Below are 14318 nucleotides of genomic sequence, written 5' to 3' on the forward strand. Positions count from 1 at the left end.
CGTGGTTTCCGGAAAATGACGTGCAAAAGAACGTGTCTTTGGCGCGTGTAAATTGCCGTGCTAGCGTTGAAGCTCAGCCAACACAGATTGGTTCCGGGAGGACTTTGATGTTCCGTTGCGTCCTGACTGCTGCCTGCCTCGTCCTTTTTGCCGGCAGCACTGTTGTCCATGCGCAAAAACAGGCCATCGGCGCGCCGCCGGAAGCTTCCAACATGAAGCTGGTCGGTACCAACGACCTCCAGGCGCGTAGCGCCTATCAGCCCACCATCCATCACCAGGGCGATCGCTGGATCGCCTATATCGGCCATCATGGCGGCACCGACGATGTGCCGGCGCCCGTCAATCCGATGACGGGGCAGGCGGAGCCGAACGGGACCTCGATCGTCGACGTCACCGATCCCGCGCATCCCAAATATTTGCGGCATCTGCCGGGGCAGGAAGGCAAGTACGAATCCGGCGGCGCGCAAATGGTGCGGGTCTGCGACGGCAAATCGTTGCCGAAAGCCGATCCCAACGCGGTCTACATGCTGCGCACCTTCGGCAGCGAGGCGCATGAGATCTGGAATGTCGCCGATCCCGCCAATCCCGTGCTCCTCACGCGCATCGGGGGATTGAAGGACACTCACAAGAGCTGGTGGGAATGCGACACCGGCGTCGCCTTTCTCGTCTCGGGCGCGCCGGACTGGCGCACGCGGCGCATGACACAGGTCTATGATCTGAGCGATCCCGCGCATCCGCAGAAGATCCGCGACTTCGGCCTGCCCGGCCAGGAGCCTGGTTCGACCGGCGCGGTGCCGACCGAACTGCACGGGCCGATCTCGACCGGGCCGAACGGCAACCGCGTCTATTTCGGCTACGGCACCAACAAGGGCGGCATCTTGCAGATCGTCGATCGCGAGAAGCTGTTGAACGGTCCGAAGGAGCCGACGGCGGACAATCTGCGCTATCCCGAGATCGCGCGGATGCCGATGTCCGCCTTCAACGGCGCGCACACGACGTTCCCGATGCTCGACATGCCCGTCGCCGAGTTCGCCGAGGACAAGGATGGCAAGACGCGGGACATCGTCATGATCGTCGACGAGGCGATCCTCAACGAATGCGGCGAGGCGCGGCAGATGGTGTGGTTCGCCGACGTCACCACCGAGACGCGGCCGATGATGATCTCGAGCTACACCGTGCCGGAGGAGAGCGGGCGGTTCTGCCAGCGCGGCGGCCGGTTCGGCTCGCATTCGTCGAACGAGAGCATGGCGCCGGTCTATTACAAGAAGATGGCCTTCATCGCCTTCTTCAATGCCGGCGTGCGCGCGCTCGACATCCGCGATCCCTATCATCCGAAGGAAGTCGGCTACTTCATTCCCGCGATCACCGCGGCGACCGACAAGCGCTGCATTCCGGTCGAGGGCGGCGAGCGCTGCAAGGTCGCGATCCAGACCAACAATGTCGAGACCGACGAGCGCGGCTACATCTACATCGTCGACCGCGCCAATACCGGCCTGCATATCCTCGAGCTGACGGGACCTGCCCGCACTGTGGCCGGCTTGCCGAAGAACTGACGATGCGGCGCGGGGCAATCATGCTGATGGTCATGATCGCTCTCGGCGCGCCGTCGCGCTTGTGCGCAGATGAGACGGAACGCGTCATACAATGGCGGGAGATCAACTGGCCGTTTCCCCGCGATGGCTGGCCCACGGGCCGCGCGTTCCGCTGCACCGCGGGCGAATGCAATGGAGCCGAGCTCTACGTCCGCGCCAAGCGCGGCTTCTGCAATTGCGACACCGGCGTTGCCGATGACGACGAGGTCGACCGCGTCACCGACATCGATTTGGTCAGCCCGCGCTTTGCGCCTGTCGCGACGGGAGAGGAGGTGGCGCTTGGCGAGCTGCGTGGCCGCGCGAGGCGGTATGATCTCGACATGCCCGATGGTGTTCGTCACGCCGCGATCGGCGTCGCCGTCTCGCGTCGGTGCGATCTGTTCGTCGCGGTGGTGCAGGGGCGTGGAGAGGCCGGTGCGATGCAGCGCGCGGCGCTCACGTTTCTGGAGACGCAGGAGATGAGGGGATGGATGACGGCGGCGCTGGATGGCCGGTGAGGTCTCCACCACCTCCGCTGTCATACCCCGCGAAGGCGGGGTATCCAGTACTCCGCGGCTTCTCCGTATCCCACGAGCGCCGCGGAGTACTGGATCACCCGCCTTCGCGGGTGATGACACCTGTGATTGGGAGGCCTCGGTACCACGCAGTCACGCCTTCCCTCCCCGCCCGTCCCATGCATTAATATCCCCAAACCCTCCTCAGCCGAGTCCCGCCCATGATGTCCATGCAAGCCTATCTCGCCTTCGTCGCCGCCTGCATCGCGCTGGCGCTGCTACCGGGGCCGATCGTCACCCTCGTCATCGCCAACGGCCTGCGCCATGGCACGCGCGCGGCGCTGACGAATGTCGCCGGCGCGCAAGCCGGCCTCGCCATCGTGATCGGCATCGTCGCGATCGGCCTGACCTCGCTGATGTCGACGATGGGCTACTGGTTCGACTGGGTGCGCTTTGCCGGCGCGGCCTATCTGGTCTGGCTCGGCATCAAGTTGATCTGGGCGCCGGTCGAGGGCGTCAATGTCGACGAGCCGCCGGCGCCGCCCCGCGGCGGCTTCTTCCTGCAGGGCTTCCTGGTGCTGCTGTCGAACCCGAAAGTGCTGGTGTTCTTCGGCGCCTTCATCCCGCAGTTCATGGACATGAGCCAGCCGCACTTTCCGCAAGTCGCATTGCTGGGCGCCACCTTCATGGTCACCGCCGTGATGACCGATGCGCTCTACGCCATCGCCGCCGGGCGCGCCCGGAAATTCTTCTCGGCCCGCCGCACGCGGATGATGTCGCGCGTCTCCGGCGGCTTCATGATCGGCGGCGGTATCTGGCTGGCGCTGACCCGGGCCAAATGAGCCGCGTTGAACCTTCGTAGGCGGCGGTGCGTCCAAGGGAGCATTGCCGCTGACGAAGGATTATTGCCGTGCCGAATTTACCGCCGCTGGTCTACGCGATGCTGCTCGCGCCGCTCGCGCTGATCCTGATTGCCGCTATCGTGAAGACCTGGCAGGCGCGCGAGGCGCGGAGCTGGCCGCAAGTCGCCGGCAAGGTGATCACATCCGTTGCCGAAGTTCGCGAGGTCAAGGTCTCCGACGACGAGCGCGAAGACGGCTTTCGCACCGAGAGCCGCAATTTTGCGAATGTGACTTACGAGTATGCGGTCGGCGGGCGCAAGCTGAGCTGCAACCGCATCTCGATCGGCGAGGACCTCGGCAATTTCCAGGTCGCCGAGAAGCTGGCGAAATATCCCGCCGGCAGCATCGTCACCGTCTACTACAATCCGAAGCATCCCGATCAGGCGGTGCTGGAGCGCGACCTGCCCAAGGGTCTGTGGGGCTGCCTTGGCATCGGTTCAGCGATCGTGATCGCCATCATCTTCGGCTCGGCCTTCGGCCTCAACCAGAGCTACCAATATCTCGCGCACCACATCGGGCGGCCCGATCTTGCCGGCCTCGTCATCGGCTTCGGCGCGTTCGGCCTCGTCATCGCGCTGATGGCGTGGGTGGTGCAGCGGCAGGCGTCGATGGCGACGCGCTGGCCGGTCGTGCCGGGCACCATCAAGCTGTCGGAGATGGAAGAGTATCACGAGGCGAGCGAGCCGGGCGAGGCGCGCGGCGTCGAGATGTTCGCGCGGCGCGTGTCCTACACCTACAGCTATCAGAATGTCCGCTACACCAATGAATGCGCGCGGGTCGCTGCGGAAACGCCGGCGGCATCGGGCAAGATGCTGGAGAGGCTGATGGCGCGCTACCAGGACGGCGCCACCGTCGAGGTGCGCGTCAATCCCGACAACCCTGCCGAGGCTACGCTGGATGCCCGCGGCGACGGCCGCTTCGCCTACGTGCTGTGGGGCATCGCCGCGATCTTTGCCGCACTGGCAGTGTTCGTCGCGACGCGGGGTGGTTGATTGGAAGCTTGCAGAATCGTCTTGCTCCGCTGCTCTCCCTCCCCCGCAAGGGGGGAAGGGAACGCACTGCGTGTCGTGGCGGCACTTCGCTTTACACCAACAGCTCCGCCCGCAATTCCACCTCGATCGCCGCAAAAATCCTTCCCAGCCGCTCGGCCCATTGCTGCTGGCCGGATTGATCGGCGATGAGGTCCTGGCGGATCTCGATGCCGGTGTTGACGAGGCCGCGGGCTTCGCCGTGGACGGGGATGGTGTAGTCGCTGAGATCGCTCACAGCATAGGGCTCGTTGTCGCCGACGACGAGATCGCCTTCGCTGCGCAGATGTTTCAGCAAGAGCTGCGGCAGCACGGTGTCGCGGTTGTACAGCGCGCCGATGTGCCAGGGCCGCGCGACGCCGGCATAAACCGGCGTGAAGCTGTGCAACGACACCAGCACGGTCGGCCGCTTGTCACGCAAGCGGCGGTCGATCGCGGCATCGATGCGATGATGATAGGGCTCAAAAATCTCGCGCCGCCGTGCCGCCCGCTCGCTCTCGGAGATGCCTTCGTTGCGCGGGATTCTGGTGGCTTCGGAGATCACGGGGATCGAGCTCGCAACGCCGGGCGAGCGGTTGCAGTCGATCACGAGCCGCGAATAGCGCTGCGCGATCAGATGCGCGTCGAGCATTTTTGCCAGCCGCTCGGCGACGCCGGCAATGCCGATGTCCCAGGCGATGTGCCTCGTCAGCTCGCTCTCGGCGACGCCGAGATCGCCCAGCGCGCGCGGCAGCACCCGTCCGTAATGATCGGAGGTGAGCAGGAACGGCGATGCGCCTCCCGCATTCACCTCATGCACTGGTGGAATGTCCCCCTCGCCAAGAAGTTGATCGGCCGTGTCGACTGCGTCCAGCGTCATTCCTGATTGCCTACGGAAAATGCAATTGCCCCTCGAAATCAGGCAGGAATCGCCTGTCCGAAATTGATCCGGCTTGCCGGACGATGCCGTCACCCGCGATTCATCTCAAGACCGAATATCGCGCACTCCCGCTCTTGACCACGGCGACATTTACGAGGCGCGACGCTGTCGCTTCGCGTGATTGGCGGTTATAGACACCCGATGACCTCCGATCGTCTCTTCGTCTACGGCACCCTGATGCGCGGCTTCGACCATCCGATGGCGCGGCTGCTCGCGGGCCATGCGGATTTCCTGGGTGAAGCAACCTGCCGCGGCCGGCTCGTCCTGGTGAAGCATTATCCTGGCCTGCTGCTGTCGGATGCGGCCTCCGACATCGTTCATGGCGAGCTGTTTCACCTGCGCGTGCCCGACGAGCTGCTGGCCGAGCTCGACATGTACGAGGCCTGCGGTGAGGGCTTTCCGGAGCCGACGGAATATCTGCGCCAGCTGATCGACGTGACAGGCGCGGATGGCAGCACAGGCAAGGCCTGGACCTACATCTACAACTGGCCCGTCACTGATCTGCCGCGCATCGAGTCCGGGCGGTTTCTCGAACACTGACAGCGGATGCTTGCTTCACCTCTCCCCGCCTGCGCGTCGGATCGCTCTTGCGATCCGGGTGAGGGGGTACAGGTCCATCGCCGATCTCGCGTGTGGAGAGAAGCCCCTCACCCCAACCCTCTCCCCGTAAGAACGGGGCGAGGGGGCGCGCCGCCGTCGGGGCGGCCAGTTCGATCATCAGGCAGACAGCACTTCCTTCACCACGCGCACGTCGACCTCGTGCTCGACGTAAGTCCATTCCTCGGTCTGCCTGAGCATTCCCACCAGCTCCTCGAACAGCGCGGCGTCCGCCGGCGCGAATTCGAACCAGGTCAGGAAATCGAAGGGGCCGCCGAGGTCGCGGCAATGATAGAGCTGGCGAGCGATCGCGGGCAGGAAGCGAAGGCTACTCGCGATGTGGTGCGACTTGTCCTCAAAAATCTTGCGGCGCTCTTCCTGCGTCAGCTCCCACCAGGCGTCCGATTTGCGGATCGGGATCAGCGCCGCGCTGGTTGCCTCGGGACGGCCGAGCCCGGCCTGCACGGCCACGAGCTGATCCTTTTCGGCCCGCTCGGTGTAGCGCAAGCTGGAGGGCACCCCGGCCAGTCGCCAGGCATTGCGCGAGGGCACCAGCGGCAACGAGACGGCCTCGCTGTCGGTGACCGACAGCGCCGGCATGAAGGGCAGGGGCTCGCCCGTCACCGGTGAAATCGAGGTGACGCGCCAGCCCCCGCTGTGACCGCCTCGAAAGGTCCTGAACATGGGCGTATGGAAGCGTGGAACCGGGCGGGGTTCAAGCCTTGGTACCGTCATTGGTCCCATCATCCTGAGGTACTCACGTTGCATAACGGTGTGAGCCTCAAGGCGGAGGGCGCCCAGGGAATGACGGAAACGCCCTGTGAATAGGTCGAATAAGCCGGATAACCCGCCTAAACCTGACTTCTGGCCGGCCCGCACCTATATCCCTGATCCTTCGCCCGACTCACCCCGGTTTGCGCTACACCCACGCCATGCGCTTCACGCCCCAGTTCCTCGACGAGCTTCGTGCCCGGCTTTCGGTCTCCGAGGTCGTGGGCAAGCGCGTCAAGCTGAAGAAGGCCGGGCGGGAGTGGAAGGGGCTGTCGCCGTTCCAGCAGGAGAAGACGCCGTCCTTCTACGTCAACGACCAGAAGGGATTTTACCACGACTTCTCCTCCGGCAAGCACGGCGACATCATCACCTTCGTGATGGAGACCGACGGGCTGCCGTTCGCGGAAGCCGTCGAGCGGCTCGCGGGCATGGCGGGCCTGCCGCTGCCGGCGGTGACGCCGGATGCGGCGCGGTTCGAGCAGCGGCGCAAGTCGCTGCATGACGTCATGGATCTCGCCGCAAAATTCTTTGCGGAGACGCTGGCTTCGCGGGTCGGTGCCAAGGCGCGCGGCTATCTCGCCGACCGCGCGATCTCGCCGGCGACGCAGTTGCAGTTTCGCCTCGGCTATGCGCCGCCTGATCGCTTCGCGCTGAAGGAGCATCTCGGCAAGCTCGGAATCTCCGTCGACGACATGGTCGAGACCGGTCTGCTCGTGGCAGGCAACGACATTCCCGTGCCTTACGACCGCTTCCGCGATCGCGTGATGTTTCCGATCACGGATTTGCGCGGACGCGTCATCGCCTTCGGCGGGCGCGCGCTGGAGAAGGACGTTCCGGCAAAATACCTGAATTCGCCGGAGACGCCGCTCTTTCACAAGGGCGACAATCTCTACAATCACCAGACCGCGCGCAAGGCCACGCATGATGGTAGCGCGCTGATCGTGGTCGAAGGCTATGTCGACGTCATCGCCATGGTCACCGCGGGCTTTGCCGGCAGCGTCGCGCCGCTCGGCACCGCACTGACCGAGAGCCAGCTCGCGCTGCTCTGGAAGATGGCGGACGAGCCGATCCTCTGCTTCGACGGCGACCGCGCCGGGCAGAAGGCGGCTTATCGTGCTGCCGATCTCGCGCTGCCGTTTCTCGCGCCGGGAAAAAGCCTGCGCTTTGCGCTGCTGCCGGAAGGGCAGGACCCCGACGATCTCGTGCGCTCGGGTGGGCGCGGCGCGATCGAGGAGGTGATCTCAGCGGCCCGTCCGCTCGCCGACATGATCTGGTCGCGCGAGCTCGAAGGCGGCAATTTTGCCACCCCCGAGCGCCGTGCCGCGCTGGAGGCCCGCATCAAGGAGCTCACGAACGGCATCCGCGACGAGGTGGTGCGGCGCTATTATCGCGACGATTTCGTCGAGCGGCTTCAGCGCACCTTCGCCCCCGAGGGCGGGCGCGGCTTTGGCGGCCGGGGCAATTTCCGGCCCGGTCAGGGCGGCCGGCCGTTCCAGCCTAGGGGCGGGGGCGGTGCGAATCGATTCGGCGGCCAGGGATTCGGCGGCCAAGGCCGCCGCGGCCCGCCCGGTCCGACCCTGCTGCCCTCCGGCCCCTACCAGGCGGCGAGCCCGCAGCTGGCGGCCAGCCCGATCATGAAGGGCCAGCGCAGCGCCATCTCCCGCCGGGAGGCCCTGATCCTGCAATGCCTGATCAACCATCCCTGGCTGCTGCATGAGCATCTCGAGGAGGTCGCCGCCCTGGAGCTGGCCCACCCCGAGGCCCACAAGCTGAGGGCCGGCATCATCGCCGCTTTCGCCAACGACCATCACCACTCCCCGGACCCCGAGGAGCAGGCCGAGAAGATGCGCGGCGACCTCGAAAAGAGCGGTTTTTCGCAGGTCCTTCAAAGGGTTGAGAACGCCATCACCACCGCGGCGGTGTTTGGCGCCCGCGAGGGCGCGGCGCGTGACGACGTTCTTGCCACCTGGCACCAGCTCGTTGCCTTGCATCGGCAATACCATTCACTACTTAGAGAGCTGAAAGATGCCGAGCTGGCCTTGGGGGAAGACCCCAGCGAGGCCAATTTGGCGTGGCTGCGTGACGTGAAGGCTCGGCTGGCCGAGGTCGACGGTACCGAGGCCCTGATCGAGGGTTTTGGCGAGCTGTCGGGCCGGTTCCAGAAGAGCGTGTGATGAAAGAATCATGCGGACGGCTGGGGCCGGAACCGCTAAAAGACTCGCCAAATCCAAGGTTTGGCGGCAAAAACAGGGTTAATCGAGGCTTAACGGTCTTGTAGCACTTTGGCCACCAGGCGGCCGCAGGCAGAACAGACGCGTCAGGAATGAATCCGCGCAATCGCTGTTGGCACTACACCTGCATCCGCTGCGACAAAGAGGCTCACGAAGCGTTAGGCAAATCCGGCGAGAGAGAGTTGGGGGTGGCGAGAGACACGTGCGCCGCCTTTTCCGTGTCGAGAGCTGCCGAAGCGAGAGCGTCGAGCAACAGGTTCAAGTGGATTCACGCGGGGCGCGGCGATCGTCTCGCATGAAGCGCGTTTAGGAGCAATGGATGGCCACCAAGGCAAAGACGCTGCAGGCGAAGGACAAGGAAAAAGACGACAAGGCAGCGGATGCTCCCGAGAAGGATTCCCAGGACGCGCCCTCGCCGTTGCTCGATCTGTCCGACGCGGCAGTGAAAAAGATGATCAAGCAGGCCAAGAAGCGCGGCTTCGTGACCTTCGATCAGCTCAATGAAGTTTTGCCGTCCGACCAGACCTCGCCCGAGCAGATCGAGGACATCATGTCCATGCTCTCGGACATGGGCATCAACGTCACCGAAGCCGACGACAGCGAGGGCGAAGAAGAGAAGGACGAGGGTGACGACGAGACCGATAACGAGCTCGTCGAGGTCACCCAGAAGGCCGTCACCGAGGTCAAGAAGAGCGAGCCGGGCGAGCGCACCGACGATCCGGTGCGCATGTATCTGCGCGAGATGGGCACGGTCGAGCTGCTCTCCCGCGAAGGCGAAATCGCGATCGCCAAGCGCATCGAGGCCGGCCGCGAGGCGATGATCGCGGGTCTGTGCGAAAGCCCGCTGACCTTCCAGGCCATCATCATTTGGCGCGACGAGCTCAACGAGGGCAAGATCTTCCTCCGCGACATCATCGATCTCGAAGCGACCTATGCCGGCCCCGACGCCAAGGGCGGCATGAACACCGCGATGATCGGCGCCCCCACAGGCGAGAACGGCGAAGCGCCGGCTGAAGGCGGCGAGGCTGTCGCCGCGACCGCTGCTGCGCCCGCGCATGTCGCCCCGCCCGCGGCGCCCCCGTCGCCGACCCCGTTCCGCGCCGCGCCCGCCGCCGGTGAAGAAGGCGGCGAGGAGAAGGATCCGGGCGAGGCCGCGGCCGAAGCCGACATGGACGACGACGAGTTCGAGAACCAGATGTCGCTTGCCGCCATCGAGGCCGAGCTCAAGCCGAAGGTCGTCGAGATCTTCGACAAGATCGCCGACAGCTACAAGAAGCTGCGCAAGCTTCAGGAGCAGGACATCCAGAACCAGCTCCAGAACGAGTCGCTCTCGCCGCACCAGGAGCGCAAGTACAAGAAGCTGAAGGACGAGATCATCGTCGAGGTGAAGTCGCTGCGCCTCAACCAGGCCCGCATCGACAGTCTCGTCGAGCAGCTCTACGACATCAACAAGCGCCTCGTCTCGCATGAGGGCCGCCTGATGCGCCTCGCCGACAGCCATGGCGTCGCGCGCGACGACTTCCTGCGCAACTACACCGGCTCGGAGCTCGATCCGCGCTGGCTCAACCGTGTCTCGAAGCTTTCGGCCAAGGGCTGGAAGAACTTCGTTCACCACGAGAAGGACCGCATCAAGGATCTCCGTCACGAGGTGCATCAGCTCGCCGCGCTGACCGGCCTCGAGATCGTCGAGTTCCGCAAGATCGTGCACTCCGTGCAGAAGGGCGAGCGCGAAGCACGCCAGGCCAAGAAGGAGATGGTGGAAGCCAACCTCCGTCTCGTGATCTCGATCGCCAAGAAGTACACCAACCGCGGCCTGCAATTCCTCGACCTGATCCAGGAAGGCAACATCGGCCTGATGAAGGCCGTTGATAAGTTCGAGTACCGCCGCGGCTACAAGTTCTCGACCTACGCCACGTGGTGGATTCGGCAGGCGATCACTCGCTCGATCGCCGACCAGGCGCGCACCATCCGCATCCCCGTGCACATGATCGAGACGATCAACAAGATCGTGCGCACGTCGCGCCAGATGCTCAACGAGATCGGCCGCGAGCCGACCCCGGAAGAGCTCGCCGAGAAGCTCGGCATGCCCTTGGAGAAGGTCCGCAAGGTCCTCAAGATCGCCAAGGAGCCGCTCTCGCTGGAGACGCCCGTCGGTGACGAAGAGGATTCACATCTCGGCGATTTCATCGAGGACAAGAACGCGATCCTGCCGATCGACGCCGCGATCCAGTCCAACCTGCGCGAGACCACCACGCGCGTGCTGGCTTCGCTGACCCCGCGCGAAGAGCGCGTCCTGCGCATGCGCTTCGGCATCGGCATGAACACCGACCACACGCTGGAAGAAGTCGGCCAGCAGTTCTCGGTGACGCGCGAACGTATTCGTCAGATCGAAGCGAAGGCGCTGCGCAAGCTGAAGCATCCGTCGCGGTCGCGGAAGCTGCGATCGTTCCTCGACAACTAATCCGGATCGTCATGCCCGGGGTTGCCCCGGGCATTCATTCAAACGAAAACGGCGGGCCAAAAGCCCGCCGTTTTTCTTTTGCGCTGTCGCCTCGCGCGGGCTGCGCCTATTTCTTCTTCGCCCCCACCCGCTCGATCCGCTTGATCTCGAGCGCCGGCCTGCCGCTCTTTTCCGCGATCTCGCGGTCCTGCTCCATGATGAAGCCGCGCGCGGGTTCGTCGCCGTCGAGGCCGCCGAGCAGCTCGGCGGGGACGCGGCGGTTGGAGCGTTGGGAATCGTCCTCATAGACGACGTTGAAGAAGGCGAATTCGCCTTTGGGATTGGTTCCGGGTTTCTTGGCCATGGCGGCTTGTCGTCGATCAGCGCGCCGCAGTCAAATGACTTCGCGACTTGTCAAACGCGAAAGTGAGCGGGTGCCGCTCTCGCCGCCGACCGACAACATCCGTTCGTGAGATTGAAGCGCCCGGCGCTTCGCGAGGTTCGATGCGCGCCCTCAATAAACGGCGGGCCGCGAAAGCCCGCCGTTTATTTTTGGTCTTCAGCGTCGCCCGGGGCTGGCAGGGCGACAACCTAAAATAGAAGACTATAGCTTGCGTCAGGCGGTGGCAAGACAAATCGTGGGAACGCCGATGTCAACGAGCGAAGCAGATATGCGCTGGTCGTGGCGTCGAGTTCCAATGCAGCATCGAAGCAATTGTTTGAATCATCAACGCAGTTTGTTCAGGTTCGCGGCTCTTGCAATGCAACGAGAGCGATGCGCCTTTGCAGGAATGCGCAATGATTTGCACGTCCTTCCGTCTGCGTGCGGATCGCGTACTAACATATGTTAATGGCAGCGGCGCCACGCGGCGTGCGTTCACCTTGTCCGGGCGCGCTGCGCCGGCTCCTGAAGTAGGAGTTGCGATCTGCGACCGCCGCCACGTCTTCCATCATCGTCCTTGCGTCCCTGCGCCATGATCGCGCTGCCCATCGCCGCAGAACCGAAGGTGATGAGGAAGGACGCTAGCGCAGCCCGAGCGCGATGCCGCCGGCGCGGTCGGCGAAGATCAGCTCGCGCAGATGTCCGGGGTTGAGCCAGAGCAGTCCGCCCACGAGCAGCACTGCGGCGCAGGCGCCGATCGCGAGGTTGATGGCGAGCAGGCGGAAGAGCGGGATGCGGAGCAGGGAGGGGCGAGTCGGCATGACTGATTGCCTCATGCTGGATCGACGCATCGGCTGACAGCGCCGCACAAGCATCGACATCATAGCGAAGGCTCTCACCGCCGTCATTCCAGGGCGCGCGTAGCGCGAGCCCGGATCAACGTGCCCACCAACCGGGCACGCCCTTCGGGCGCCCCGGAATGACGAGAGGAGTTACGGCGCCACCAGCTCGACCCGCCGGTTCAGCGCGCGGCCGGCGTCCGTTGCGTTCGAGCCGACCGGCGCCAGAAGGCCGACGCCGGCGGTGCGCAGCCGCGTCTGCGCGATGCGAAAGCTCTTCACCAGCTCCGCCGCGACCGCCTCCGCGCGGCGCTTCGACAGGTCGAGATTGTATTCGTACGCGCCCTGGCTGTCGGTGTGGCCGACGATGAAGACGCTCAGCTGCGGCTGGCTCGTCAGCAGCTTTGCGATCTGCTCCAGCGTTGGGCGGCTTTCGGGTTTAAGCACCGCCTTGTCGGTGTCGAAGTAGATGCCATAGAGCGCGATGTGGCCGGTCTCGCCAAGACCTTTGGCCATCGCGGCGGCATCCACCATCTTGTTCGCGATCGCACCCAACTCCGCGACGGTGACCTGCGCATAGATGTCCTGGTTGTTCTGGCTGACGAGGACGCTCGCAAAAGTCTCGCGGCCGCCTTCGCTCTTGCGGCCGGCGAAGTAGCGGTAGTTGAAGCCGTCGACCCACATCTGCGGCACCGGGAGCGTGTCGACGCTTTCGGTGAAGGGGATGGCACCGCAGGCGTCGGTGTCGCAGGCAAGCAAATTCTCGAAGCCGGCTTTGGCCAGCTGCGTCTCGAAATTGCGTGACACTTCCAGGATCGAGGGACCGGGATTGGTGCGATAGGCGATGCGGACAATGCGGCCCTCGAGCCGCCGCGCATCGGTCGGCTGGCCGTCTTTGAAGGGCGCCGCCTGCATCCGCGCCGCGTCAAAATCCTTCACGACATAGCCGGTGATGACGCTGCCGGCGAAGCGGCCGATGCCAGGATAGTCGCGCCCTCCTGCGATATCGCGCGTCTGCGCGGAGGCGGCGGTGTGGAGCGAGAGCAGAGCGAGGACGGCGAGCATCCGGCAGGGAATGGGCATGGTCATTTCGATCGGTTGGGGCAGGTGGAGCGCTGCTCCTTAGTCGCGCCCGCGGCGGGATCGGTTCTGGCGGGTTTGCCGCTTTGACGCGAATCCGGTTCCCGGGCATGATCGCGCCGCTTCCACGCATTGTCCCTAAGGATTTTCCCATATGTTGAGACCGCTTCTTGCCGCCGCCTCCATCCTCTTGCTGGCCGGCGGGTCGGCGCAGGCTGCGCGCTGCGGCGGCGACTTCAACAGCTTCGTCGCCAGCATGGCTGCGGAGGCGCAAGGAGCCGGCGTCTCGGCGAGCGTGACCAGCGCGGCCTTCAGCGGCATCACCCAGGACGGCGCGGTGCTCGCCTTCGACCGGCGCCAGCGCTACACGTTCAACAAGAGCTTCGAGCAGTATGTCTCGACCCGCGTCGGCGCCGGCCGCATCAATGGCGGCCGCGCGCTGCTCCAGCGTCATGCCGCGCTGCTCTCGCGCATCGAGCAGCAGTTCGGCGTGCCCCGGCAGATCCTGGTCGCGATCTGGGGGCTGGAGAGCGATTTCGGCAAGGGCGACATCGGCAAGCTGCCGGTGATCCGCACGCTGGCGACGCTCGCGCATGATTGCCGCCGCACCGATCTGTTCCAGGGCGAGCTGCTCGCTGCGCTCAAGATCGTACAGCGCGGCGACCTGCCGCTGCGCGACCTCATCGGCGCCTATGCCGGCGAGATCGGCCAGACCCAGTTCCTGCCGTCGTCCTACATTAAATACGGCGTCGACTTCGACGGCGACGGCCATGTCGATCTTCGCCATAGCGTCCCCGACGTGCTCGCCTCGACCGCGAACCTCTTGCACACCAACGGCTTCAAGATGGGCCAGCCCTATGGGGAGGGCACCGCCAATTTCGAGGCGATGCGCGAGTGGAACAGGGCGGTGGTGTACCGGAAGACGATCGGCTATTTCGCGGACCGGCTGATGGGGCAGTAGGGGCGCATTGCTTGTAGGATGGGTAGAGCGAAGCGAAACCCACCGCGCACCCTCCTCGCGGAAGCAGGATGGGTTTCGCTGC

Annotated in this window: 12 protein-coding genes and 1 pseudogene; 8 read left to right on the top strand and 5 right to left on the bottom strand. The window is 64.8% G+C overall.

The window, feature by feature from the left end; translation table 11 throughout:
* Window positions 1-107 precede the first annotated feature (107 nt).
* The 4 genes from BRAGE_RS0145920 to BRAGE_RS0145935 all read left to right on the top strand — a co-directional run bounded on the left by BRAGE_RS0145920 (window position 108) and on the right by BRAGE_RS0145935 (window position 3980).
* Window positions 108-1553 (top strand): LVIVD repeat-containing protein, encoded by a 1446-nt coding sequence (locus BRAGE_RS0145920; protein ID WP_027563760.1) that lies wholly within the window; start codon window positions 108-110, stop codon window positions 1551-1553.
* Window positions 1554-1573: 20 nt separating this feature from the next.
* Complete coding sequence (locus BRAGE_RS0145925; protein ID WP_231164130.1) at window positions 1574-2089, top strand: hypothetical protein; 516 nt, start codon at window positions 1574-1576, stop codon at window positions 2087-2089.
* Window positions 2090-2307: 218 nt separating this feature from the next.
* Complete coding sequence (locus BRAGE_RS0145930; RefSeq protein WP_084334917.1) at window positions 2308-2928, top strand: LysE family translocator; 621 nt, start codon at window positions 2308-2310, stop codon at window positions 2926-2928.
* 68 nt (window positions 2929-2996) lie between these two features.
* Window positions 2997-3980, top strand: coding sequence for a DUF3592 domain-containing protein (locus BRAGE_RS0145935; RefSeq protein WP_027563763.1), 984 nt, complete (start codon window positions 2997-2999; stop codon window positions 3978-3980).
* Between the two features lie 91 nt (window positions 3981-4071).
* Here the strand turns inward: BRAGE_RS0145935 and BRAGE_RS0145940 are convergent, their stop codons facing one another.
* Window positions 4072-4875 carry an N-formylglutamate amidohydrolase gene (locus BRAGE_RS0145940; RefSeq protein WP_027563764.1) on the bottom strand — a complete coding sequence of 268 codons (804 nt, stop codon included), beginning with the start codon at window positions 4873-4875 and terminating at the stop codon, window positions 4072-4074.
* 201 nt (window positions 4876-5076) lie between these two features.
* On the opposite strand from BRAGE_RS0145940, the gene BRAGE_RS0145945 reads away from it, so the two are divergent.
* A complete protein-coding gene (locus BRAGE_RS0145945) occupies window positions 5077-5475 on the top strand; it encodes a gamma-glutamylcyclotransferase family protein (RefSeq protein ID WP_027563765.1) in 399 nt (132 codons plus the stop codon).
* A gap of 177 nt (window positions 5476-5652) precedes the next feature.
* On the opposite strand, the gene BRAGE_RS0145950 is transcribed toward BRAGE_RS0145945, so the two are convergent.
* Window positions 5653-6216 (bottom strand): chlorite dismutase family protein, encoded by a 564-nt coding sequence (locus BRAGE_RS0145950; protein ID WP_027563766.1) that lies wholly within the window; start codon window positions 6214-6216, stop codon window positions 5653-5655.
* Between the two features lie 248 nt (window positions 6217-6464).
* On the opposite strand from BRAGE_RS0145950, the gene dnaG reads away from it, so the two are divergent.
* Together dnaG and rpoD are read left to right on the top strand one after the other, a co-directional pair.
* Complete coding sequence (gene dnaG / locus BRAGE_RS0145955; protein WP_027563767.1) at window positions 6465-8477, top strand: DNA primase; 2013 nt, start codon at window positions 6465-6467, stop codon at window positions 8475-8477.
* A 376-nt stretch (window positions 8478-8853) separates the two neighbouring features.
* Window positions 8854-10995, top strand: coding sequence for an RNA polymerase sigma factor RpoD (gene rpoD, locus BRAGE_RS0145960; protein ID WP_027563768.1), 2142 nt, complete (start codon window positions 8854-8856; stop codon window positions 10993-10995).
* Between the two features lie 106 nt (window positions 10996-11101).
* Here rpoD and BRAGE_RS0145965 read toward each other — a convergent pair whose 3' ends face one another.
* From BRAGE_RS0145965 to BRAGE_RS0145975, 3 genes and pseudogenes are all read right to left on the bottom strand, one after another.
* On the bottom strand, window positions 11102-11338 hold the full coding sequence (locus BRAGE_RS0145965; RefSeq protein WP_027563769.1) for a hypothetical protein: 237 nt from the start codon (window positions 11336-11338) through the stop codon (window positions 11102-11104).
* Window positions 11339-11851: 513 nt separating this feature from the next.
* Window positions 11852-12177, bottom strand: a pseudogene (locus tag BRAGE_RS51430) (hypothetical protein).
* 171 nt (window positions 12178-12348) lie between these two features.
* Window positions 12349-13278 carry an OmpA family protein gene (locus BRAGE_RS0145975; protein ID WP_027563770.1) on the bottom strand — a complete coding sequence of 310 codons (930 nt, stop codon included), beginning with the start codon at window positions 13276-13278 and terminating at the stop codon, window positions 12349-12351.
* A gap of 151 nt (window positions 13279-13429) precedes the next feature.
* Here BRAGE_RS0145975 and BRAGE_RS0145980 point away from each other — a divergent pair, with 151 nt between their 5' ends.
* A complete protein-coding gene (locus tag BRAGE_RS0145980) occupies window positions 13430-14236 on the top strand; it encodes a lytic murein transglycosylase (RefSeq protein WP_027563771.1) in 807 nt (268 codons plus the stop codon).
* The last annotated feature ends 82 nt before the right edge of the window (window positions 14237-14318 follow it).

It is taken from the genome of Bradyrhizobium genosp. SA-4 str. CB756 (assembly GCF_000473125.1).
Taxonomy (GTDB): Bacteria; Pseudomonadota; Alphaproteobacteria; order Rhizobiales; family Xanthobacteraceae; genus Bradyrhizobium; species Bradyrhizobium arachidis.

Excerpts from the sequence above, each read along its gene's own strand:
- BRAGE_RS0145920 (WP_027563760.1), top strand. The coding sequence starts at position 108 with ATGTTCCGTTGCGTCCTGACTGCTGCCTGCCTCGTCCTTTTTGCCGGC.
- BRAGE_RS0145925 (WP_231164130.1), top strand. The coding sequence starts at position 1,574 with ATGCTGATGGTCATGATCGCTCTCGGCGCGCCGTCGCGCTTGTGCGCA.
- BRAGE_RS0145930 (WP_084334917.1), top strand. The coding sequence starts at position 2,308 with ATGATGTCCATGCAAGCCTATCTCGCCTTCGTCGCCGCCTGCATCGCG.
- BRAGE_RS0145940 (WP_027563764.1), bottom strand. The coding sequence starts at position 4,875 with ATGACGCTGGACGCAGTCGACACGGCCGATCAACTTCTTGGCGAGGGG.
- BRAGE_RS0145945 (WP_027563765.1), top strand. The coding sequence starts at position 5,077 with ATGACCTCCGATCGTCTCTTCGTCTACGGCACCCTGATGCGCGGCTTC.
- BRAGE_RS0145950 (WP_027563766.1), bottom strand. The coding sequence starts at position 6,216 with ATGTTCAGGACCTTTCGAGGCGGTCACAGCGGGGGCTGGCGCGTCACC.
- dnaG (WP_027563767.1), top strand. The coding sequence starts at position 6,465 with ATGCGCTTCACGCCCCAGTTCCTCGACGAGCTTCGTGCCCGGCTTTCG.
- rpoD (WP_027563768.1), top strand. The coding sequence starts at position 8,854 with ATGGCCACCAAGGCAAAGACGCTGCAGGCGAAGGACAAGGAAAAAGAC.
- BRAGE_RS0145965 (WP_027563769.1), bottom strand. The coding sequence starts at position 11,338 with ATGGCCAAGAAACCCGGAACCAATCCCAAAGGCGAATTCGCCTTCTTC.
- BRAGE_RS0145975 (WP_027563770.1), bottom strand. The coding sequence starts at position 13,278 with ATGCCCATTCCCTGCCGGATGCTCGCCGTCCTCGCTCTGCTCTCGCTC.
- BRAGE_RS0145980 (WP_027563771.1), top strand. The coding sequence starts at position 13,430 with ATGTTGAGACCGCTTCTTGCCGCCGCCTCCATCCTCTTGCTGGCCGGC.